Annotated in this window: 20 protein-coding genes; 6 read left to right on the top strand and 14 right to left on the bottom strand. The window is 28.4% G+C overall.

The features are described 5' to 3' along the window. The first annotated feature begins 14 nt into the window (after window positions 1-14). The 4 genes from IPH62_10920 (at window position 15) to IPH62_10905 (ending at window position 6,206) form a co-directional block, all read left to right on the top strand. Entirely contained in the window at window positions 15-512 is a 498-nt protein-coding gene (locus IPH62_10920; GenBank protein ID MBK7105785.1) for an HAD hydrolase family protein, read from the top strand. A 502-nt stretch (window positions 513-1,014) separates the two neighbouring features. Continuing rightward, the gene (locus IPH62_10915; GenBank protein ID MBK7105784.1) at window positions 1,015-2,991 is read left to right on the top strand and encodes an OmpA family protein; all 1,977 of its coding nucleotides are present in this window, start codon (window positions 1,015-1,017) and stop codon (window positions 2,989-2,991) included. Window positions 2,992-3,234: 243 nt separating this feature from the next. Beyond that, the gene (locus IPH62_10910; GenBank protein ID MBK7105783.1) at window positions 3,235-4,794 is read left to right on the top strand and encodes an OmpA family protein; all 1,560 of its coding nucleotides are present in this window, start codon (window positions 3,235-3,237) and stop codon (window positions 4,792-4,794) included. Between the two features lie 77 nt (window positions 4,795-4,871). Further along, window positions 4,872-6,206, top strand: a complete 1,335-nt coding sequence (locus IPH62_10905) for an insulinase family protein (GenBank protein MBK7105782.1) — start codon at window positions 4,872-4,874, stop codon at window positions 6,204-6,206. A 22-nt stretch (window positions 6,207-6,228) separates the two neighbouring features. Here the strand turns inward: IPH62_10905 and IPH62_10900 are convergent, their stop codons facing one another. The 13 genes from IPH62_10900 to IPH62_10840 form a co-directional block, all read right to left on the bottom strand. Further along, window positions 6,229-7,230, bottom strand: coding sequence for a hypothetical protein (locus tag IPH62_10900; GenBank protein MBK7105781.1), 1,002 nt, complete (start codon window positions 7,228-7,230; stop codon window positions 6,229-6,231). A gap of 30 nt (window positions 7,231-7,260) precedes the next feature. Next, entirely contained in the window at window positions 7,261-8,040 is a 780-nt protein-coding gene (locus IPH62_10895) for an enoyl-CoA hydratase/isomerase family protein (protein ID MBK7105780.1), read from the bottom strand. A gap of 11 nt (window positions 8,041-8,051) precedes the next feature. Further along, window positions 8,052-8,648 (bottom strand): hypothetical protein, encoded by a 597-nt coding sequence (locus IPH62_10890; GenBank protein ID MBK7105779.1) that lies wholly within the window; start codon window positions 8,646-8,648, stop codon window positions 8,052-8,054. 9 nt (window positions 8,649-8,657) lie between these two features. Next, on the bottom strand, window positions 8,658-9,113 hold the full coding sequence (locus IPH62_10885) for a DUF2231 domain-containing protein (GenBank protein ID MBK7105778.1): 456 nt from the start codon (window positions 9,111-9,113) through the stop codon (window positions 8,658-8,660). A gap of 31 nt (window positions 9,114-9,144) precedes the next feature. Continuing rightward, window positions 9,145-9,879: a tRNA pseudouridine(38-40) synthase TruA gene (truA, locus tag IPH62_10880; GenBank protein MBK7105777.1), complete on the bottom strand. Its 735-nt coding sequence runs from the start codon at window positions 9,877-9,879 to the stop codon at window positions 9,145-9,147. A gap of 29 nt (window positions 9,880-9,908) precedes the next feature. After that, window positions 9,909-11,003 carry a DUF4837 family protein gene (locus tag IPH62_10875; protein MBK7105776.1) on the bottom strand — a complete coding sequence of 365 codons (1,095 nt, stop codon included), beginning with the start codon at window positions 11,001-11,003 and terminating at the stop codon, window positions 9,909-9,911. 64 nt (window positions 11,004-11,067) lie between these two features. Further along, a complete protein-coding gene (locus IPH62_10870; GenBank protein MBK7105775.1) occupies window positions 11,068-11,715 on the bottom strand; it encodes a dolichol kinase in 648 nt (215 codons plus the stop codon). Then, window positions 11,702-13,771: an ATP-dependent zinc metalloprotease FtsH gene (gene ftsH, locus IPH62_10865; protein MBK7105774.1), complete on the bottom strand. Its 2,070-nt coding sequence runs from the start codon at window positions 13,769-13,771 to the stop codon at window positions 11,702-11,704. Before ftsH ends, IPH62_10870 begins: the two co-directional genes overlap by 14 nt. Before the next feature lie 38 nt (window positions 13,772-13,809). Further along, entirely contained in the window at window positions 13,810-14,373 is a 564-nt protein-coding gene (hpt, locus tag IPH62_10860) for a hypoxanthine phosphoribosyltransferase (GenBank protein ID MBK7105773.1), read from the bottom strand. Beyond that, a complete protein-coding gene (tilS, locus tag IPH62_10855; GenBank protein ID MBK7105772.1) occupies window positions 14,361-15,731 on the bottom strand; it encodes a tRNA lysidine(34) synthetase TilS in 1,371 nt (456 codons plus the stop codon). The genes hpt and tilS overlap by 13 nt, the downstream gene beginning before the upstream one ends. Window positions 15,732-15,749: 18 nt before the next feature. Continuing rightward, the gene (greA, locus tag IPH62_10850) at window positions 15,750-16,220 is read right to left on the bottom strand and encodes a transcription elongation factor GreA (GenBank protein ID MBK7105771.1); all 471 of its coding nucleotides are present in this window, start codon (window positions 16,218-16,220) and stop codon (window positions 15,750-15,752) included. Between the two features lie 114 nt (window positions 16,221-16,334). Beyond that, window positions 16,335-19,472 carry an exodeoxyribonuclease V subunit gamma gene (locus tag IPH62_10845; GenBank protein ID MBK7105770.1) on the bottom strand — a complete coding sequence of 1,046 codons (3,138 nt, stop codon included), beginning with the start codon at window positions 19,470-19,472 and terminating at the stop codon, window positions 16,335-16,337. Between the two features lie 18 nt (window positions 19,473-19,490). Further along, on the bottom strand, window positions 19,491-20,045 hold the full coding sequence (locus IPH62_10840) for a DUF192 domain-containing protein (protein MBK7105769.1): 555 nt from the start codon (window positions 20,043-20,045) through the stop codon (window positions 19,491-19,493). A 107-nt stretch (window positions 20,046-20,152) separates the two neighbouring features. Here IPH62_10840 and IPH62_10835 point away from each other — a divergent pair, with 107 nt between their 5' ends. Continuing rightward, window positions 20,153-20,629: an EVE domain-containing protein gene (locus tag IPH62_10835; GenBank protein MBK7105768.1), complete on the top strand. Its 477-nt coding sequence runs from the start codon at window positions 20,153-20,155 to the stop codon at window positions 20,627-20,629. Between the two features lie 92 nt (window positions 20,630-20,721). Then, on the top strand, window positions 20,722-22,173 hold the full coding sequence (locus tag IPH62_10830) for a PQQ-dependent sugar dehydrogenase (GenBank protein MBK7105767.1): 1,452 nt from the start codon (window positions 20,722-20,724) through the stop codon (window positions 22,171-22,173). Here IPH62_10830 and ypdA read toward each other — a convergent pair. After that, on the bottom strand, window positions 22,166-23,137 hold the full coding sequence (ypdA, locus tag IPH62_10825; protein ID MBK7105766.1) for a YpdA family putative bacillithiol disulfide reductase: 972 nt from the start codon (window positions 23,135-23,137) through the stop codon (window positions 22,166-22,168). The two genes, IPH62_10830 and ypdA, sit on opposite strands and share 8 nt — an antisense overlap. Window positions 23,138-23,181: the final 44 nt, after the last annotated feature.

Below are 23,181 nucleotides of genomic sequence, written 5' to 3'. Positions count from 1 at the left end.
AAAATCGGATCATTATGCTTGATTTAGAAATTATTAATAAAATAAAAAAAATAAAATTAGTTATTACTGATGTTGACGGAGTCTTAACAGATGGAGGTTTGTACTATACTTCTGAAGGTATGGTTATGAAAAAATTTAATGTTAAAGACGGAATGAGTACACGTTTATTAAAAGAAAAAGGAATTAAATCTGCAATTATTACAACAGATACGTCCGAATTAATTAAAGTTAGAGGCGAACGCATAAAAGTAGATTATTTATATCTTGGTATTTGGGATAAAGAAAATAAAATGAATGAAATTTGTGAATTTGAAAATATTTCTCCGGAAAACATTGCTTTTATTGGTGATGATGTTAACGATATTGGAATTATAAAGGAAGTCGGATTTTCTGCTTGTCCAGCAGATGCAGTTGAAGATGTTAAAAATATTGTCGATTTGGAACTATCAAAAAATGGAGGCGATGGTGTTTTTAGAGAATTTGCAGATATAATTCTGAAAGCACAAAAGTAATTTTCTTCAATATTAAATCACTTACAAAATTCGAATAATTACAAAATTTTAGTCATAGTATTTTTTTACGTTATAATAAATAACCGAAGTTACCCAATTTGAGGTATTTGTCATATTGAGCGAAGCGAAATATCTCAAAATAGAGTTAATTTGCAATATTGAGATTCTTCATCCGTCAGTTGACGGATTCAAAATGACATTTTGCGTAACTTCAGTAAATAATTATAAATTCTTTCTTTCGATTCGATAATCTTAATAATTATAAATTTTTATCATATCTTAAAAATATTCTATTTATTTGCATTAAAATATTAGACTTTACTTTTTGATACATATAGAGATGGTAACTTTCTGAATAAATATAAGTTACAAATTTCAATTAAAAGTTTAATTTAGTAAAAACTTCTATTTTATTATTTTATATGGATTAAGAAATAAATATTTTTTAATTTTTTTTGTGTCAAAATTACTTTTGTAGTAATTAATTAAAGAGGTACATAAAATGAAAAAATTTTTGCTGTTTTTTTTGTTATTAACAAATTTATCTTTTGCCCAGACAGAAAGTGATGATAGTGTAAATGTTTACAAAACTGATTGGTATATCGGCGGTGGATTAAGTTATCCAAGGTATATGACAATAAGTGACAAATCAATTGCATCGCATGGAAATTTTGGTGCTTATTTGACACTCGGTTATAATTTAACGGAACATTTTGGATTTAGATTAACTCCTTCCTACATTCTGTTAAATTCTTTTTATTATGGAAATACCGGCGATGAAATTGATAATTATGTAAATATGGGCGCAATAAATTTGGAAGCACTTTACACAATTTTACCATGCGAAAGAATAACTCCTTTCATATTGTTGGGATATGGAATGACTTATTTTAAATCATCAAACCCTTATCCCTACACAAGTGGCCCAATAATAGGACAAGCTTTTTGGGGCTACCAGGCAGTACTTGGTCTAGGTGCTGAATTTAAATTCTTCAATGATATAAGCTTGCAAGCGGAATTTGACTATATAACAGCGTCAAATAACAAAATTGATGGGAATCAAAGTGTAAATGAAACTAAAGGACTTCTTTTCAGTAACGGCGATTCTTATATGAATCTTAAACTTGGTGCAGTTTGGTATTTTGACCGAGGCGAAAGATCAAGAATTTGCGAACCGTTTAGTATTAGAGAAGTAATTAGAGAAGTTCCTGTAGAAAAAATTGTTGTCGATACTGTTTATATTGATAAAGTAATTGAAAAAGCTGTAACCAAACGCGAATCATTCGTTTTAGAAAATGTAAAATTCAAATTCGATAAAGATGAACTTACCGAAGAATCTAAAGCAATTCTTAATAATGTTGCAAATACGTTAAATAGATTTCCTGAAGAAAAAATAGAAATTCTTGGTCATACTGATAATATTGGTACTGATGAATATAACATGGATTTATCCGAAAGGAGAGCGAAAAGTGTTAAAAATTATTTAGTAACACGTGGTGTAGTGGAAGATAGATTATATACTGGCGGATGCGGAGAAAGAAAACCAGTTTCAGATAATGATTCTGAAATTGGAAGAGCAATTAATAGAAGAATTGAATTTAGTATTTATGATGGAATTAGCAGTAAATGTCCTAAACCGGAAGACGGCGGAATTCAGCAAAATGGTTCTGAATTTGAGAATGCTGTAAAGAATAGTGAACAAGTTATTATTGAAGGAGTATTTTTCAAATTTGATAGCGATCAATTAACTCCGGAATCCGATAATACTTTAACGAATGTTGCAAATGTCTTACAAAAATATCCTGATGCTAATGTAGAAATTCAAGGTCATACGGACAGCTTGGGAAATAATATGTACAATGAATTTCTTTCTGAAAAAAGAGCTAAATCCGTTAAGAATTTCTTAATCAAAAATGGAATTAACGAATCTCGTTTAACTCCAATCGGTTACGGCGAAACCAAACCAATTGAAGATAATAGAACAGCTTACGGAAGAGCAGTAAACAGAAGAATAGAATTTAAAATTACAAATTCAGATAAGATAAAAGTTCAGACTACAAAACCAGCACAACTTGAATCTGCCGTTGATAAATTTTCAACAAAGGAAGAAAAAGAAATTGCAGAATTAATTGAAAGTGGTCAAAAATTAGTATTTACAAATATTCACTTTAAAACAAACAGTGATATTATTACAAAATCTTCTGTAAAAATATTAGATAACGCAGCTAATGTTTTAGCAAAAATGTCTGATGTTAATGTTGAAATTCAAGGACATACAGATAGCGATGGAAATGATAAATATAATCAAGATTTATCTGAACGACGCGCAATTTCTGTTAAAAATTATTTAGTGAACAAAGGCATTTCTATCGACAGATTAACAACTTCAGGTTTTGGAGAATCCAAACCAGTTGCTGATAATTCAACTAAAGAAGGCAAAGCACAGAACAGAAGAATTGAATTCGAAATTAAAAAATAGTTTTTTTAATCACTTTGCTAATCCCTATTTTGGTTTCCGGAATAGGGATTTTTTTTAGATCAAATACCGAATTTTATTTACTTAAAAGACTTTTAACCCGCCATTTATTTAAAAAAATAATTTCAATGCCTCAAAAGATGATTTAAATCACAATATTTTCTTATTTCTGTATTTAATTGTTAATAATTCTTGAAAATTATATAATAATTAGTAACATTATAAATATTAAAATTGAAAGTCATTATGAAAACAAAAATTATTCTCCGCCTTTTGAAAGTAATTATTTTTCTAATATTCTTTTCCAATAATTTTTATGCCCAACCTCAAGTTTGGGAAAATTCATGGGGAATTGGATTTGGCGGTATTTATCCAAGACTTATGGGTATAACAACTCCAATGATTTCCGAAGATGAAAATTTTGGATTCTATTTTGAGATAAATAGAGAATTTACAGAAAATCTTTCCGCAAGATTTAGACCGGCATTTATGCATATGGAATCTTCATATTATCAAGATTCTGATCAAAAAATTGTTAGAACAAATCTATTTACTGGCAGTATAGATTTTCAATATAATTTATTTCCTTGTTCGTTTATTTCACCATATATTTTAACCGGTTTCGGATTTCAAATTTTTAAACCATCAAGCGCACCATCAAAGAAAATTGACAAAACTCATTTCCGTTATCAGTACGATTTAGGAGCTGGTCTAGAAATTTATCTGAAAGAACAATGGAAATTAGTAACAGAAATTGATTACATAACTTCTTCACATAATTATTTAGACGGAAATATTCAAAGAAATGAATTAAAAGGTTTATTTGGTACAAACGGAGATTCTTACATGACATTTAATGTAGGAGTTCAATGGTATTTTGACACCGGAGAAAATTCAAAAATGTGTGAAAAGCCTTCCGGAATAAGTGATGTTCCATCTCAAATTATTGAACGTAATACTTATATAACAAATAATTATTCAAGCGAACCCAAAGAAATTATTAAAAAAGAAATTGAACAAATTGAAAAAATTATTTTATTTGGTGTAAACTTCGAGTTTGACAAAGCTACTTTTTTACCGGAATCTTACCCAATTTTAAAACATTTGTTAACGGTTTTGCAAAATCATCCGGAAATAAATATTGAAATTCAAGGACATACAGATAACTATGGAACTGATCTTTATAATATTGGTCTTTCACAAAGGCGTGCAAATGCTGTAAAAAATTATTTAATTGAAAATAAAATTGAACCAAATAGACTTAGCTCTGTTGGTTTGGGAGAAGGATTTCCAATTGCTGATAATTATACACCAATAGGACGAGCATTTAATAGAAGGATTGAAATAAAAATTACCAACGAAGATAATATAAATGTCCAGCTTTTTAAACAAAGTAAAGAAGCAATAATTCTTGATACACTTATAAAGCGTGAAGAAAATCAAATAGCAAATTCAACTAATAAAGGTGAAAAATTAATTTTTACAAATATTCATTTTAAGGTAAATAGTGATATAATTACAGAGTCGTCTAAATTAATTCTTAATCAAGTAAAATATGTTTTATCAAAAATGCCGGATGTTGATGTTGAAATTCAAGGACATACGGATAATGATGGTGATGAGAACGCAAATCAAATTTTATCGGAAAAAAGAGCAATTGCCGTTAAAAATTATTTAGTGAAAAAAGGAATTTCTGTTAATAGATTAACAACTGCAGGGTTGGGCGAATCTAAACCAATTGCTGATAATTCAACAAAAGAAGGAAAAGCACAAAACAGAAGAATTGAGTTTGAAATAATTAAATAAAATTTTCTATATTACTTTTTAAATCCCTATTTTGATTTTCAGAATAGGGATTTTTTTTAAACTAAAATAAGACTCTTATGCTTGATAGATCAATAAAACCAACGCCAACCGGAAAGTTAAAGTTTCTTACTCCCAAAATTGAAAACTTTACTTTGGATAATTCTGTAAAAGTATTTTTTAACAAAAAAGATACTCTGCCAATCATACAAATGAATTTAATTATTCCTTCAGGAAGTATTTTCAATCCAATTGGAAAAGAAGGATTGTCTTATTTAACTTCAATGTTGCTTGATGAAGGTGCAGATAATTTATCCGGATTTGAAATTTCTGATAAACTTGAATTGATGGGAACAATTCTAAATATAAATTCCAACAAAGAATTTACAACAATTTCATTGTTATGCTTAATTGAAAAGTTTGAAGAATCTTTAGAAATTTTATCAAAAATAATTTTGCAGCCGAATTTTGATGATGAAGATTTTGATCGACAAAAATTAAAATTAATTACAAAAAATATTCAGCTTGAAGATGATCCTTCTTATGTTGCATCAAATGTTTTTAACAAAAATATTTTTCGAAATACAAATTATCAATTTCCTTCAAGTGGAATTAATTCTTCAATTGAAAAAATTACAAATTTAGATGTGAAAGATTATTTTTCACAAAGATATTTACCAAACGGATCTTTCATAATAGTTGTAGGAAATTTAGAAAAAAATATCGCTCAAAATATTCTTAACAAATATTTTGAGAACTGGAAATCGAAAGAAAATAAAAACCAAACTGAAGATAAAATTTCATCAAAGAAAAAAATGTTAGTTGTAAATAAACCGAATGCAGTTCAAAGTGAATTGAGAATTGGTCACTTTTCCAAAGGAAGAAATTCAAATGATTTTTACGCAAGATCAATTTTAAATTCTATTTTGGGCGGACAGTTTTCAAGCAGAATAAATTTAAACTTACGAGAAGATAAAGGTTACACATATGGCGCACACTCTAGTTACAATTACAATTCAATTGGAAGTACTTTTACCGTAGCAACTTCTGTAAAATCAGAAAATACCGGAGATGCAATTAAAGAAATTCTTTTTGAATTAAATGAAATTAAAAATACTATTCATCAGCACGAAATTGATTTTGCAAAATCATATTTGGTAAGAAGATTTCCTTCTATGTTTGAAACTTATTCGCAAATAGCTTCAAATATTTCTTTGCTTCCCTTGTTTAATTTGCCGAATAATTATTTTGAAACGTACATTCAAAAACTTGATGATGTAAATAAAGCTGATGTATTAAATGCAGCAAAGGAAAATATTGATTTTGAAAAATTATTAATTGTGGTTGTAGGTGATGAAAAATTAATTAGAAATCAGTTAAGTCAGTTTGAAGAATTTGAGATTGAAAATTTATGAAAAGGAGTAATGAATTAGTAAATTAAAGTAACCAAGACGGATTTACAATTTTATTTCCTTTTTTCTGAATATTTGTAAGCTCATCTTGAATTAAAAACCAATCTTCAACATTTATTCTAAATGTTTTTGCTTCGCCCGGTTTTAAATTTGTTACATGAAATTTTAGTAGTGAATTTATATCATTTGCGTTTTCACCTTTTAATAAAGTAAGATTATTTGAAAATAAAACTCTTCGATTTCTATCTTTAAATTTTTCGTAAATAAAATTTATAATACTTTTTGTTAGGCCAGAATTGTTTTCATCAATAAAAAATATTCGTGGTGAATTGAATGATGCAATTATTTTTCTTGAATTACTTTTTAATTCATCCAATTTTAAATCATCGGTTAATTCAAAATCAATTTCATCGGAATCATCATCAAGTTGAATAAAATATTCTTTATTTCCTTCTTTTAATTTTTCGGCAGTTATAGTTGAATTAAATTCCAGCGGTAAAATTACTCCAAAATGTATTGGATTTTTCATCAATTCAACTATTTCATTATCATCTAAATCTTCAACTTGAATAAGTAAAAACGCAATTGTTGAAACTTCCCTTACTAAATTTTCTTCATGTTTAAAATCCGCAATAAGTTTAATTGTATTTCCGGATTCAATAATTAAATTTGTTGATCCATTTATTTTTTCCTCTGATGAACTAACAATTACCGGCTGTTTTGCAAATTCTATACTTATATCTTTTAAAATTTGTGCAATCGGAATGTCTTCCGGCAATTGGATAATTAAACTGTTTTTTAATGAATCGCTTTTCCCCTTTTGTATTTTACCTTTCGTAATCCAATTTTCATGAATTCCATAATCAGTTAAAACTTTCTGAAATTTTTCATCGATAATTTGTTTACTTAAAAATTGCGGATTGTTATTTGGCAAACTGATATGTATAAATCCCAATACTACATTTATCAAAAGAAGTAAAGCAACTATTGCAATAAGAATATAAATTATTTTTCGTTTGTTAAGCATAATTTTCTGCAGATAAAAAATTTAATCTAATTATTCATTGGTAAAGTTTGGAGTTCTTTTTTCCAAAAATGCAGAAGTACCTTCTTGGAAATCTTTTGTGTTACAGCAATTAGAAAATAATTCGGTTTCCATTTTTAATCCATCTTCAAGATTTAAATTGTTTGTCGCCAAAATTGAATTTAACGCTGCCGTTACTGCTAATTGTCCCTTACTTGCAATTTTTTTTGCTAAAATTTTTGATTCAAAAATTAAATCTTCCGGAGCGGTAATTTTATTTATAAGTCCGATACGAAGAGCTTCTTCGGCATCAAATAAATCTCCGGTTAAAATATATTCTGCAGCTCTGCCGGTATTAACTAACTTTGTAAATCTTTGCGTTCCGCCGTATCCGGGAATTATGCCCAAATTTACTTCAGGCTGTCCAAATTTAGCACGACTATTTGAAATTCTAATATGGCAAGCTAAAGCTAATTCGCAGCCGCCGCCAAGTGCAAATCCATTAATTGCCGCAATTACCGGTTTACCGCAATTTTCAATTTTGTTGAAAACATTTTGTCCCTTTATTGAAAATTGTTTTCCCGTTTCTGCGTTACAATTTTTTAATTCTTTAATATCAGCGCCGGCAACAAATGCTTTATCTCCAACTCCGGTAAGTATTATGACTTTCGATTTGTAATTTTTAATTTCCGAAAATAAAAAATCCAATTCTTCTAATAATTCATTATTAAGCGCATTTAATTTTTCCGGGCGATTAATTTGAATGATTAAAATATCATCTTCTTTATTAACGAGTAAATTTTTAAATTCCATTTTATTATTCCTTATAAACTTGCTGCAACCGGAATTGTAATTCTCAAATCAAGTGAGAAAAATTGGTATTCATACAAATAATTGTAACTTGCAATAATATCCATAAGAAAAAAAGATAATCCGCCGCCAATATGAAATCCTACTTTGGATAAATTTTCTAATTGGTCGGGTTTTTCTGAATTAATTTTGAATTGATAAAATTCTGTTAAATACGAATATGAAAATCCGCCTTCTGCAAAAGGCATAAGAAGAAACATATCATCTACTATTGGATTAAAAAAATATTTTGCTCCAAAATCTGCGCTGAACAAACTTGACGTTAATGTTGAATGATCTGAATTTTGATAAAATTTATAATTTCCGGAGTGATTTTGATATCCAAATTTTCCGTAGAAAAAAACCGGTAGAAAATTTACATCTGTGTAAGAAACTACTGCACTAATTCCGGGACCAATATTACTTCTTCTGCTGAATTCTCCCATAGGAAATCTTGGTCCAACTCCTAAAGAAAAAAATACGCCTTTCGCTTCGTGATAACTTTCTACTTGCGCTGAAAGAAAATTAAAAGAAATAAAAAATATTAAAATTAGAATTTTGTTTAGTTTCATTTTATAAAACTAGTTTAATAAATTTGTGCCAATTCCAAATTCATAAACAAGTCTGCCGCCAATTTTTGATGTATTGTAAATTAGATAAAATCCAATTACTGCAAAAATAACAAATAAATAGCTGAGTTTAGATTGATTTTTCTTTTTCAACAGAATGTAAGTTTTTGAGATAAGTAAAATAAAAAAATACCACATTGTTAAAGTTGCATAAAATTCATGTTCGGAAATTTCATTTATAAGAGATTGAGTTAAAAATTTTTTTTGTGTTAGTAACTGAAACTCCATATTGCCGGTTAGAACCGCTGCAATTCCGCCAATAACTCCAATCAACAAACTTAAGTGTGTGAATTTCAATATAAAATCTTTTTTGAAAAATTGTGAAATAATTTCCAACAAAACATAAATTGTTAAAAACGCAATTGGAAAATGAATTACCAAAGGATGTTTATCTGCTAAAAATTCCAAAATATTTCCGTAAAATTTTTTAAAGTTAAAATTAATATTTTACTTTGTATAAATATAATCCTTTTGACGGAACGGCTTCTCCAGCATGAATTCTGTTTTTCGATTTTAAAATTTCCTCAATATAATTTTCATCATTTTTATTAAATGCAGCGGAAAGTAAAGTTCCCACAATAGTTCTAACCATTCCATGCAGAAATCTATTTGCATCAATTTTAAAAATTAAAAATTCTTTATTTTCTCGCCAAACACAGTTTAAAACATTACAAATTTTATTTTGAGTTTCGGTATTTGTTTTACAAAAAGATGTAAAATCAAATTCACCGATAATTTTTTTTGTGAGAATTTTTAATAGTTCAAGATTTATATTTCTAATTTGTGGATAATTATATGAATAATTTTCATAAAATGGATTTTTATTTTTGCCTATTATATAAATATAAGTTCTTCTTTTTGCATCGAATCTTGCGTTAAAATTATCATCACAAAATTCCATTTTTGATATTGAAATAGTTTTAGGCAGAATACAATTTAAGGAATGTTGAAATTTGTAAAGTTGTAATTCTTTTGATAGAGAAAAGTTTGCAACTTGTCCTATTGCGTGAACTCCCGAATCCGTTCTTCCGGCGCCGATTAAATTAATTTTTTCTTGAGAAATTTGGCTGACTGCTTTTGAGATTTCGTCTTGAATAGTATTGCCTTCCGGCTGCGATTGCCAGCCAAAAAAATTTGTACCATCATATTTGATGGTAATTTTGTAATTGGGCATACTATTTTAGAAGTATAATTTTTAAAAAATTATTTTTCCAAATGTTCTAAAATATCTTGCTTTACTTCCGGATTAACTTCGGAATCAGTTTTGAAACTATGAAGTAAAACATCAACTTCCTGCAAAATACTTTTCTTATAATATTTTGGTGCAAAAACTGAAGCATCCAGCATATAAATTCTTCTGGATTTCTCATCGTAAAATGTATAATTGATAAAAGGACCGCCGCCGCTTAAATTATTAAATCTCCATAATCCTTGCATCATTAAAGCATATTTACCATTAAAATTAACTTCGGAATCCATTTTATAATCATCATAAAGTTCAACGTATGATGAATCATCTGTAGTTCTAAAAAACTTTTTTGTCAAATTATTTCTTTCGACTGTTATTGAATCCTGGTGCAAAAATTCCGGAGATGCGTTTTCAATCCAATGTACAAAAATCCATCTTTCCATATCGGTATTTACACCTCTTCTTATCCAAACAAAATTATCAGAGGGAACTTCCAAAGCAAGTTGATAATCAGCTTGAATGTACATCATCCAACCATATTTTGTAATTAAGTTTGCCTCAATATTTTTTTGCTCAAAATTTTTATTGTACAAACCTTTTGCCATTCTTTTATTGGATGTTTCTCTAAAATAGTAAAGTAAATCATCTTTTTTATTTTTGATATGATTTTTAAGATTACTAATTGATGAGGATGTTAAAATCATAACCAATTGATTATTAGCCCAAAGATCATATTTGTTGATTACAAAAATAGAATCGGATTTAATCATGTTTTTAACTTTATCATCCATAATAGAATCCAAATAATTTGATGTTGGCAAATTAGTACCAAGTGTAGCAAGAATAATAATATTCTTTCGAAGTTTTAATTTTTCAAGATCGCTAAATCTTTTTCTATGAATTTCAAATAGTTCTTCCGGCTGTGGAGTATAAATAACTTTGCCAAAAGTTTGCTTTAACTCATCTTCCACTTCTTTAAATTCTATCGAATCGGCAATTACAAAAATTTCGTCTTCTTCGCCTTTTGCGGGTTGTTTGCTATCGCAGCCTTGTAAAATTATTAATGCAAATAAAATTGATATAATAAAAAATGTAATTTTTGTTTTCATATAATTAAAAGTTTAGTAATGAATTCTTTTTAAACATTGATGAAATTATATAGTTCCTAATATTTCATAAAATAAAGTTTGGCAAGAGAAGAAAATATAATCCCCACATTGTAAAACCAATTGAAATCGGAATTGTTAAATTATCATCAGCCCAGCCGTAAGAGATATTTTCTACAATTGCACCAACAGCTCCAGCAAATATTCCAATAATAAATTCCAATAAAATGCCTTCAACTTTGGGAGTTATAAAAACAACAATTATTCCAAACAAAAAAAACGCAAAAGTTCCTTCAAAGCTTTTAGCTAAAAATTTATGTTTACCAAATTTTCTTCCAATGAGTGCGGCTGCAATATCACAGATTATCAACATAGTAAATGAAGTAATAAAAATTAATTTGGGGAAAATCCATAATGTTAATGTTGCTGCAATAAAAACATAGGAAGCGCCATTTAAATTCTTTTTCTTCATATCGTTTTCATGTTCTCTCATAATAAAACCGAAAATATTCATGATTGTTTTATTGAGAGAAGGAATATAATACCTGCTGAAATCAATTAAAACTGATATGAGTGTAATTGGAATAAGAATAGTTAATGCTTCAGATTTGGAAATAAAATTATATATAATTGGGATAGATAAAGAACAAAGGTGAATACTTTTTCTAAGCAATTCACCTTTAAAATCTATGGAACCTTTATCAATTGAGGTCATTTTCCTTTGCGGGATTTTCTTGATTGGAAGAGCGATTTACTTTTTCATCCAACATTTTTTTCACGTGATCTGGTATTTCTTCTTTCTTATGAGATGATTCATCAACACCATTTTTTCTTGCCGGTGGCAAATTTTCACCCTTTAAGATTTTATCAATTTCGTCAGCATCAAGAATTTCTCGTTCTAATAATTCTTCAGATAATCTATGAAGTTCTTCAATATTTTCGGTCAATATTTTTTCGGCACGCGTCATACCTTTAGTTACAATTGCTCTAACTTCTTCATCAATATCTTGCGCAGTTTTTTCGCTATAATCTTGATGTTTGGTAACTTCTCTTCCTAAAAATAATTCTTCTTCATTTTTGCCGTAAGCTAAAGGACCTAATTTTTCACTCATTCCCCATTCGCAAACCATTTTACGTGCAATGTTTGTTGCTTTTTCAATATCATTTCCTGCACCGGTTGTAAAAGCATTGTAAACAATTTTCTCTGCTGCTCTTCCGCCCAGCGCATAAGCAATCATTGCTTCAAGATAATCTTTTGAATATGTATGTTTTTCATCCACCGGAAGATAAGTTGTAACACCCAGTGCTCTTCCTCTAGGAATAATTGTTACTTTGTGTACTGGATCTGATTCCGGAATTTTTAATGCAACCAAAACGTGACCAATTTCATGATATGCAGTTGTACGCTTTTCTTTTTCGGAGATAATCATACTTTTGCGTTCCATTCCCATCATTACTTTATCTTTTGCATCTTCAAAATCATCCATATTAACATTGTTTTTATTTTGTCTTGCTGCAAGTAACGCTGCTTCATTTACTAAGTTTGCAAGTTCTGCACCGGCTAATCCGGGAGTACCTTTTGCTAAAACTTTTAAATCAACTTCCGGTGCCAAAGGAATTTTTCTTGTATGAACTTTTAGAATTCCTTCTCTGCCATTTACATCCGGTCTATCAACAACTACTTGTCTATCAAATCTTCCCGGGCGTAATAATGCGGGATCTAAAACATCCGGTCTGTTTGTTGCAGCGATAATAATTACACCATTATTTTGTTCAAATCCATCCATTTCAACTAATAACGCATTTAGTGTCTGCTCGCGTTCGTCGTGTCCGCCGCCCAAACCAGCACCACGATGACGTCCAACCGCATCGATTTCATCAATAAAAATTATGCATGGTGCACTTTTCTTTCCTTGTTCAAAAAGATCTCTAACTCTGCTTGCACCAACACCAACAAACATTTCCACAAAATCTGCACCGCTGATTGAAAAGAATGGAACTCCAGCTTCACCGGCAACTGCTCTTGCCATTAGTGTCTTTCCGGTTCCGGGAGGTCCCAAAAGTAAAACTCCTCTTGGAATTTTTCCGCCAAGTTTCTGAAACTTTGATGGCTCTTTCAAGAATTCAATAATTTCTTCCAATTCTTGTTTCGCTTCATCTGCGCCGGCTACATCTTTAAATGTTACTTTTAGTGAAGATTGAGAATTCAATTTAGCACGACTTTTACCAAAATTAAAAATTCCTCTCGTTCCGCCGGTTCCTCCGCCTTGCATTCTACGCATTATCAGAACCCAAATCCCTATCATTAAGATCCATGGTAAAAAGCTAATTAAAACCGTAAACCATTCGTTTGAGTCCAAAGTAATATTATATTTTATTCCTTTTTCCTTCCAAACCAATTGTTGTTGTTCAATAAATATTTCAATAATTCCGGTGCTTATTTTTTCTGTGGAAATTGAATTTTTTCCAACCGGGACTGTTTGTTCCGATTTTAATTTTATATCCAAAACATAATTATTTAATTCAGATTTGATAACATTTATTTCGCTTATTTGATCTTGCGCCAACAGCGATTCATAAACATCGTAATCAACTTCAACAGCTTCGCCTCTGTTTGTATTTAAAAACTGCATAACAATTACTGCTGCAATTATTACTGCTCCCCAGCTAAAAACAGATTTTAGAATTTTCGACCAATCAAAATCTCCATCTGGTTTTTGCGGACCAAATCCTTTATTCTTTTTCGGACTATTATTTTGTTCGTTTGCCATAAATAATTTATTAAAAGGTTTATACATTTATTTCTCCGTCATTCGCTTAAAGCATATATGGAATTCAAATTCCTAAATTTTTGTGCGTAATCTAATCCGTATCCAATAACAAATTTATTTGGAATTTCAAAGCCAATATAATCAATTTTGGCTTTATATTTCAGACTTTCCGGTTTAACCAAAAGGCTTGCAATTTTAACGCTCGCCGGTTTATGGTTTTTTAAAATATCTTTTATAAATTGAATTGAAAGTCCGGTATCAACAATATCTTCAACAATAATTATGTGTCTTTCATTTATATCGGCATTTAATTCTTTAATTAATTTTACATCTCCGGTTGAAATTTTTGCATCGCCGTAACTTGAAAGTTTAAAAAAATCAATTTCAATATGAATATTAATATTTTTTACCAAATCAGATAAAAATATAAACGAGCCGTTCAACACTCCAATTAAAATCGGCAATTTCCCTTGATATTCTTTAGAAATTTGCTCGCCTAATTCTTTAACTCTATTTTGTATTTTTTCTTCTGAAATTAGAGTTACAAACTTTTCAGTTCCTACCCAAACTTCACCTTTTTCGTTTTCGTTTATTTTAGACATATTTTTATCGCACATTTTGTTTCTTTTGTAATTTTATATTTTTCGCTAATTCTAAATCCAACTAAATAAATAACTTCATCATTATTAAGCAGAACCATTTGATTTTCTTTTTCCGAATTTGGAATTTTCAAGTCAGTTAAAAAATCAGAAATTTTCTTTGTTCCCTTCATTCCTAAAAGTTGAATTTTATCTCCGGTTTTCCATTTCCGTAAAATTAAATTTTTATCAATTTTATCGGCAGAAATTATTTCAACATTTTTGCGTTTATTTTCCAAAATCGGAATTTTATCTAATTTTTCTAATGTTAAAGTTTTATCTAAAATTTTTGTTTTGCTGTTCAATTCCAAAATTATAAAATCATTTTTAATTTGATTTTTTTTTTGGATTACAATTTTATTTCTTTCCTTAATTGCAAAATATTTTTTGCTGAATTCAAGTTTAGTTCCGGTTTGCGAAGAAATTAATTTTTCAAACTGTAAAAAATCTTTAAAATTGAATTCAAGTTTAAGTTTATTTTCAAAAATTAGTTTTACAATTTCACCAAAAATTTCTTTCGGATATTTTTCTAACTCAATTAAATCAATAATAATTTCTTCTTTGCTTTGCGAAATTATTTTATCAAAAATATTTTCAAAAAAATAATTTAAAATCTTTTTTTGATTTCCAAATACTTCAGACGAATGAAGCACAGTTTCGTTCAAAGCCGGATTTACTTTTTTCAAAGTTGGAATAATTTCACTTCGAATAAAATTCCTTCTAAAATTTACATCTGAATTTGAACTATCCGTAACAAAATCTATTTTTTCATTTTTTAGATATTCAAAAATTTCTGATTTTGAAATGCATAAAAATGGTCGAATTAATTTTTCTTTCTTAATTGAAATTCCGCTTAAACCTTCAATTCCGGTTCCGCTGACAATATTTAAAAGAACACTTTCTAAATTATCATCCGAATTATGCGCTGTTACAATTAACTCGGAATTACTTTTTTTCAGAATTTCATCAAACTTTTTGTAACGTAAAATTCTTGCAGCTTCTTCAATAGATAACTTTTTACTTTTCGCAAATAGTTTAACATTTACGTTTTCAGAATAAAAATCAATATTTAATTTTGAACAAAAAGTTTTGCAAAAATTTTCATCATGTTTTGCTTCTTTTCCGCGCAAATTATGATTTACATGAACAGCCGTAATTTCAATTTTATATTTTTTTTTATACTTATTAAAAAAGTGCAGCGCAAAAACCGAATCGGCTCCGCCGCTTAAACCAATTAAAATTTTTTTTGCATCATTTATCAATTGATGTCTGCTTATGAAGTTTATTACTTCTTGTTCAATTGTTTTGTGATGCTTTTTCAATTTTTATAAAATTAACTCTTATTCAATTTTAAGAATTTCAAATTTGATTACACCGGCGGGAACTTTTGCTTCTACAATTTGACCTTTTTTTGCTCCCATTAATGCGCTTCCAACCGGAGACGTTAATGCAATTTTACCATTTTGTAAATCTGATTCTTCTTCTGAAACTAATGTATATTTATAATTTTTTTTATTGTTCAAATTTAGTACTTCAACTGTTGAAAGAATATGGATTTCTCCTTCCGGAAATTTTGAAGCATCAATAATTTTAGCTTTTGCCAACATTTCTTCTAACTTGCTAATCTTAAGTTCCAAATGACCTTGAGCTTCTTTTGCAGCATCATATTCAGCATTTTCCGATAAATCTCCATAAGATCTTGCTTCAGCAATTCTTTGCGCCATAGTTTTTCGTCCATTGGTCTTAAGTTCTTTTAATTCTTTTTCTAATTCATGTAACTTTTCTTGACTTAAATAAACAAAGTTTGCCAATTACTTTCTCCTTTTTTATGGCTATATAAAAAAAATTGCCATCGCTTTTGCAATGGCATGCAGAAAATTAATAAAATTTAGCTTTGTAAACAAGAAAATGAAATTAAAGTTTAACTACTCAAAAACCTCTTTAACTCTGCAAAATGATTGAAAATCACAGAATCTGCAAACTTTATCATCACGGTTCTCTAACGATGAAAGATGAAATTTTCCGTCTTTTATTTTTTTATGATATAAAGAAATTTTTTCTTTTGTAGATTTTATTAAATCATCGTTCATTTCAATTTTTTCTTCGGTTGATAATTTCCCACGCACTTTCAAATTTATTGGAGATTTTCCAAATTTCTCGTCTTTAAAATTGAGTGAATAAATTATCATATCTTGCTCTTCAAAGTTTTCGTTTTTCTCTTCTTGCAAAATTTGTTTTCCGGCAATTAAATAAACCGGAAGCTGAAGTGATAAACCATCATGCAATTCTGAATTAGTAGGCTTCTTCCCTTTTAATTTGTAATCAACAATATTGAAAAATGAATTTTGTTCGTCAATATCAATTCTATCAATAGTTCCGCGAAGTTTAACATCGCCAATTTCTATTGGATTAACTAATTTATTTTTTTTATTTGGAAAATTTCCAAAACTATATTCAAAATATTTTGGACTAAACTCACTTTTTTCATTTGTTTCTTCTTGTAGAAACTTATACAAAATTGATGATTCTTGATTCTCATCGATTCCTAAAATTTTCTCCTTTTCAAAAAATGCAATCGGCGAATTTATATTTAAATTGGAAATTTTATTTTCGGCAATTTCAAAAAGTATTTTTTTCAGATTGCCAAATTCACGTGTTCCTTCGGAATTTATTGGAACATTTTCTTCTGTAACTTTTTTATAAAATTCAAATAAAATTGAGTGGAGAACATTTCCCAATTCCAAAGGTTCAACTTCTTCAGTTGGTTCTTCAATCGGTTTTACTTTTAATATTCGTTCAGAAAAATATTTAAACGGACATTTTGCAAAAGTTTCCAACTGAGAAATGGAAAATTCCTTTTGAGAAAAATCATTTAGAAAACTTGAAATATTTATCTCATTTAAATTTAAAAATCCATTGAAATAATTTTCTTCAAGATAATTTGCAGTTCTAAAATTCCTAATTTCACTTTTTCGCAAAATTTCATTTGAGTCAATTCCGGCTTTAGAAATTTCTTCTTCTAATATATTGTTGTTAATATTTTTTCCAAATTCAACAAGCAGTTCCTCTTTGGAAAATATTTTCTTTATATCCGAATAATTATATTCTGAAATTTTAATAATATTTTCAAAATCTTTTATAAAAGTTGATTCAACAAGCTCTGAATCTTTGTCGTTTTTCGGAATTGATAAATAAAGTTTTTTATTCCATGAGCAAAGTGTTTGATAAAAATGGAATTTTTCTTCTATCTGATGAATTATTTCTTGCTTTCGGAATGAACCGGAAAAAAATATTTCCGGCGAATATTTTGTCGGAAAATCTCCGTCACACATTCCGCCAACAAAAAGATAATCATAGTTCAAACCCCTAATTTCATTAAGCGAAGTAACCAAAACTCCATAATCAGATTTTTCCTTAACATTAAATCTTGCCCAATTGCAAATAGTTCTAATGTGATCCAAATAAAAACTTAAAGGATATTTTTTTTCTTCACCATCGTCTTTTTTAACTAAATACAAAACTTCATTTAGGGTTTTTAAAAGAACCGTTAATGATTTTACATGCTCTTCTTCTTTATTATTTGAGTCTTCTAAAACTGTGCATGGTAATTTAAGATGTAACAAAACTTTAATAAAATTTTGAATAAAATCATCAACAGTATTTTTCCTTTTTAATAACGATAAAGTTGAATCTATTTTTTTAATATCGGCTAAAGCTTTATCGTAATTTTGCAAAACTATATTTTGATCCAAGCTTGATAAATTCTCTCGATATTTGATAAGATTTTTTGCATCCGAAATTATTAGTTCCCAATTATTTTTTCCAATTGTGATTTTCAATTCATTTGCAACAGAAATTAAATTATTTAGATCTATGTTTTCAAATTTTATAAATCCGTTTGATAAAACTCTAACAATATCATTATAGTGAAAATCACCTTCAATCAATTCCAGTAAGCTGATCGCCGCAATTACCGATGGAGAAGATTTCAAAGAAATTCTGTCAGTCAAATTTATTGGAATTCCATATTTTCCAAAAACATCTCTAACTTTACTCGAATAATTTCCAATTATGTTAAAAACAACACAAATATTTTCCGGTTGAACGTTATTTTTAAATATTAATCCTTTAATAATTTTTGCAATTGTTTCAATTTCCTCAGATCTATTTTTTGCAATAATCTTTGTGATTTTATCTTTAAATTCTGTTTCCATAAATTCAATTTCACTAAACAATTCATTTCTTAATTTCTCTCTGAAATTAAATTTTTCATCAAAGGTTTTTTGTTTTATTTCATTAAATCCAAGCTGACTAAGTCTAATATAGATTTGGGCTAAATGGCTAAATAGGTTTTCGTTGTTTGAAAAATAATCAAATGTAATTGAGAGATTTGAATCAACAATTGCGTTTAACCTTTCAATTATTTCTATTTCCAAATTTGTGAATTCATCAAATCCATCTATTAATATACTATTAACACTTTTAAATATTTTTTTGAAAGCATCGGAAATTTCAATTTGAGAAACAGAAATAATATCTGTGTAAATATCTCCAATTTCATAAGCAGATAAATTTTTACATTTATTATTATACGATTTAAAAATTGATGCAATATCAACAGCTTTTAATTGTTCGCCGCCTTCAAGTTTTTTTGATTCTTCTAACAATTTTTCTACAGAAATTCCGTGTTTTTTATATTCGGAAATTACATTTTTTATTTTATCCAAAGTCCCAAAAGGAATTCCGTTTGAATAAGCGGCAAAATATTTTAGCTTTAATTCATCGCAAGTTTCCTTAATTAAAACCGTTGATGCAGCTTCACTAAGTGTGGTAAAAGGCTTGATTTGTTTTAATAATTTTGAAGTGAGAGTTGTAAAAGTTTCTATATTAATTCTTGCGATAGGAAAATCTGTAAATCTGCTGATTATATTTTTCTTTAGTTCTCGTAATCTTCGGTTTGTTGGAACAACAATTAAAATATTTTCAATTTCATTTTGCAGCGAAGATTCATCAAGAAGCTGATTGATTGAGATATTAAAATTTTTATTTTTTGAAAGAATCATTAAGTGAAAATATTTTCGCTAATTTATTTTTCTAAATATAACTTTATCCGTTTCCGTTATTCCATATTTTTCAGTATAGCCGGCATTTACTTCTACTACATATTGAGCAGGTGCAGTTGATGGAAGTGATTCAAGAGAAAAAGGTAATGTATTTTTAAAAATTGTTACAATTTCCAAATCTTTATTTACGTAAATAATATCCAAAGGAAGAATTGTATTTTTCATGTAAAATGACTGACGATCTTCGTATGGAAAAATAAATAACATTCCTTGATTTTCTTTCATCTCATTTCTAAACATTAATCCGGTTGCTCTTTCTTCATCATTATCAGCAAATTCAACATCAACGGAAGAAATAAAATTCCCATTTGAACTTTGAAAAGTTAGTTCACCTTCTTTATTAAATTTGTATGTTTCTTCTGCAATAATTGGTTTATTGTTTTTCAAATTATTTTTTGATTTAAAAAGGTTTGATAATAATAAAATTACAAATGCAATAATTATAACAACTACCAATATTTGAAAAATTTTACTTTTTTTATTTACGGAAAGATTTTTTTTCTGTTTTGTCATCTTTAAATATGTTTATTTTGAGATTTATTTTTGTAATTACAATTTACTTAAAATGTTTTAAATTTTTGATAGAAATGATTTTTGAATTTTAAAATTTTGGAGATGTTATGGGAAAAAATTATTGGCTTATAAAATCTGAGCCATCGGAATTTTCTATTGATGATTTAGAAAAAAGTAAAAACAAAACTACTTACTGGGATGGCGTAAGAAATTATCAAGCAAGAAATTTTTTACGTGATGAAATGAAAATTGGCGATTTGGTTCTTTATTATCATAGCAATGCGGAGCCGAATGAAATAGTTGGAGTTTGTGAAATTGTAAAAGAAGGTTATCCGGATTTTACAGCTTTTGATCCAAGTGACAAACATTTTGATCCGAAAAGTAAAAAGGAAAATCCAACTTGGATTATGGTTGATATTAAATTGTTGAAAAAGTTTAAAAAGAATATTACACTTTCCGAAATAAAAGAAAATCCAAAACTTTCTAAAATGAGATTAGTGCAGCGCGGAAACCGGCTTTCCGTAATGCCGGTTGCAAAAATTGAGTTTGATGAAATTATTAAAATGTCTGGAATTTCCCTTTAATATTTTTACAATTTTACTTAAAGTACGTTTGATATTTTATTTAATAACCATTTACTTTGAAATACCAGTTTAAACTGGAGAAAGGCAATACAATGTCAAAGTTAATGTATGTTGTTCTTATTATAATTTCTGTTTTCAATTTTTCATGCAAAAGTGAAAACACAATTGCGCAGCCTCAAATTTCCAGAGCATTTCCAAATTTAACTTTTGAAAATCCAGTTGATATTCAATCTCCGAATGATGAAACAGATAGAATTTTTATTGTTTCGCAAAAAGGTAAAATTTTTGTATTTCAAAATAATGATGAAGTAAAATCTTCTAACTTATTTTTAGATATTGAACAAAAAGTTTTATTTGGAGGTGAGCAAGGATTATTGGGTTTAGCATTTCATCCAAATTATAAATCAAATGGAAAATTCTTTGTTAATTATGTTGCGGATAATCCGAAAAGAACAATAATTTCCAAATTCACTGTTACTGATGATCCAAATTTTGCTAATCATGAAAGTGAAGAAATTTTACTGGAAGTTGAACAACCATATTCAAATCATAACGGCGGACAAATTGCATTTGGTCCCGATGGATTTTTATATATTAGCTTTGGCGATGGAGGTTCCGGAGGCGATCCCGAAAATAGATCGCAAAATTTGAAAGAACTTCTCGGTAAAATTATACGTATTGATGTTGACAATAATGAAAACGAAAAACTTTATTCAATTCCTTTGGATAATCCATTTAAAGGAAATACAAATAATTACCGTGAAGAAATTTATGCTTACGGTTTAAGAAATGTTTGGCGTTTCAGTTTTGATAGTAAAAATAATTTGTGGGCTGCAGATGTTGGGCAAAATGCTTGGGAAGAAGTTAACTTAATTGAAAAAGGCGGAAATTACGGTTGGAGAATTATGGAAGGTTTTCATTGTTATAATCCGAGTGATAATTGTGATAGAACCGGATTGAAACTTCCAATTTTGGAATATGGTCATGATCAAAATGGCGGATATTCAATAACCGGCGGATTTGTTTATGAACGAAATAATATTCCGCAATTAAATGATAAGTATATTTATGCAGATTTTGTTACAGGAAATATTTGGTCTTATGATTTAGTTAATTCTGAAAACTTATTTATTACAAAATTTAACGGACAAATTTCAACTTTTGGAATTGACCAAAATAAAAATCTTTTTTTTGCTGATTATCAATCCGGAGGAATTTATAAATTTGTTGCGGAAAATTTAAATTCAATTGATTTGGAACTTCCGAAGAAATTTGAATTACACCAAAATTTCCCTAATCCATTTAACCCAACCACAACAATAACTTATTCAATTCCAAATTTGGAAATGTTAAATGCTTTTTCAGTAAAATTAAAAATTTACGATACTTTGGGAAATGAGATTAAAATATTGGTCGATGGAATTCAGAAAGCCGGAAATTACCAAATAGATTTTACCGGAAATGAATTAAGTTCAGGAATATATTTTTGCAAATTAACTTTTGGAAATTTTTCAAAAACTATGAAAATGTTATTGCTTAATTAATATTTTCAATTAGGTGTTTCAAAATTTGTGGAGCGTGAATTCTGGCGTTTTCAATAAACCATTTGCTTGTATTCATTCCTCCGCAAACAACACCGGCTAAATATAAACCTTTAATATTTGTTTCATAAGTTTGTTCGTTATAAAACGGAATTTTATTTTTATCATCAGAAATTTTAATTCCATTTATTTTCAAGAAATCAAAATCGGGTTTATAGCCGGTCATTGCTAAAACAAAATCATTCGGAATATTTACAATTCCATTCGGAGTAATAATATCAACATCTTTTTCATTAATCTCTTTCAGTTCTGAATTGAAATAAACTTTAATTTCTTTTTCTTTAATTCTATTTTCAATATCGGGACGCACCCAATATTTTACATTTTCCTCTAAATTGTTTCCGCGAACTACCATTGTAACATCAGCGCCCCGCCGATAAGTTTCAAGCGCAACATCAACCGCAGAATTTCCTCCGCCGACAACAATAATTTTTTCATATGAAAACGGATGAGGTTCGTGATAATAATGTTTTACCTTTTTAAGATTTTCTCCGGGAATGTTCATCATATTTGGATAATCATAAAATCCGGTAGCAATAATAATTTTCTTAGTTAAATAATTATTTTTATCAGTATTAATCTTGAATTCACCTTCGGAAGAATCCATTAGCAAAACTTTTTCATAAGTGTTTACATTTAAGTTCCATTTTTCTTTAACTCTTCTATAATATTCAAGAGCTTCGGTTCTTGTTGGCTTTATTCCATGCGATATAAACGGAACATCCCCAATTTCAAGCCGATCCGAAGTTGAGAAAAAAAACATATTGGTTGGATAGTTATAAATTGAATTTACGAGACATCCTTTTTCAATAACTAAATGTGAGAGATTATTTTTTCTTGCTTCTATTGCACATGCTAAACCAATTGGTCCAGCTCCAACAATAACTACGTCATATTTTGAATTCATGCTTTAAATTTATTTTTATTACTTTGATATATCTTTTAATATTT

The organism is Ignavibacteriota bacterium, assembly GCA_016708125.1.
In the GTDB taxonomy this organism is placed as follows: Bacteria; Bacteroidota; Ignavibacteria; order Ignavibacteriales; family Melioribacteraceae.
This window is presented reverse-complemented; position numbering and strand designations above follow the sequence as displayed.

Bases quoted from the DNA above. Each gene is read 5' to 3' on its own strand.
- ypdA (MBK7105766.1), bottom strand. From the start codon at position 23,137: ATGAATTCAAAATATGACGTAGTTATTGTTGGAGCTGGACCAATTGGT.
- ftsH (MBK7105774.1), bottom strand. From the start codon at position 13,771: ATGGCAAACGAACAAAATAATAGTCCGAAAAAGAATAAAGGATTTGGT.
- IPH62_10840 (MBK7105769.1), bottom strand. From the start codon at position 20,045: ATGACAAAACAGAAAAAAAATCTTTCCGTAAATAAAAAAAGTAAAATT.
- IPH62_10910 (MBK7105783.1), top strand. From the start codon at position 3,235: ATGAAAACAAAAATTATTCTCCGCCTTTTGAAAGTAATTATTTTTCTA.
- IPH62_10870 (MBK7105775.1), bottom strand. From the start codon at position 11,715: ATGACCTCAATTGATAAAGGTTCCATAGATTTTAAAGGTGAATTGCTT.
- IPH62_10895 (MBK7105780.1), bottom strand. From the start codon at position 8,040: ATGGAATTTAAAAATTTACTCGTTAATAAAGAAGATGATATTTTAATC.
- IPH62_10900 (MBK7105781.1), bottom strand. From the start codon at position 7,230: ATGCTTAACAAACGAAAAATAATTTATATTCTTATTGCAATAGTTGCT.
- IPH62_10890 (MBK7105779.1), bottom strand. From the start codon at position 8,648: ATGAAACTAAACAAAATTCTAATTTTAATATTTTTTATTTCTTTTAAT.
- IPH62_10915 (MBK7105784.1), top strand. From the start codon at position 1,015: ATGAAAAAATTTTTGCTGTTTTTTTTGTTATTAACAAATTTATCTTTT.
- IPH62_10920 (MBK7105785.1), top strand. From the start codon at position 15: ATGCTTGATTTAGAAATTATTAATAAAATAAAAAAAATAAAATTAGTT.
- IPH62_10905 (MBK7105782.1), top strand. From the start codon at position 4,872: ATGCTTGATAGATCAATAAAACCAACGCCAACCGGAAAGTTAAAGTTT.
- truA (MBK7105777.1), bottom strand. From the start codon at position 9,879: ATGCCCAATTACAAAATTACCATCAAATATGATGGTACAAATTTTTTT.
- IPH62_10845 (MBK7105770.1), bottom strand. From the start codon at position 19,472: ATGATTCTTTCAAAAAATAAAAATTTTAATATCTCAATCAATCAGCTT.
- IPH62_10835 (MBK7105768.1), top strand. From the start codon at position 20,153: ATGGGAAAAAATTATTGGCTTATAAAATCTGAGCCATCGGAATTTTCT.
- IPH62_10830 (MBK7105767.1), top strand. From the start codon at position 20,722: ATGTCAAAGTTAATGTATGTTGTTCTTATTATAATTTCTGTTTTCAAT.
- hpt (MBK7105773.1), bottom strand. From the start codon at position 14,373: ATGTCTAAAATAAACGAAAACGAAAAAGGTGAAGTTTGGGTAGGAACT.
- IPH62_10875 (MBK7105776.1), bottom strand. From the start codon at position 11,003: ATGAAAACAAAAATTACATTTTTTATTATATCAATTTTATTTGCATTA.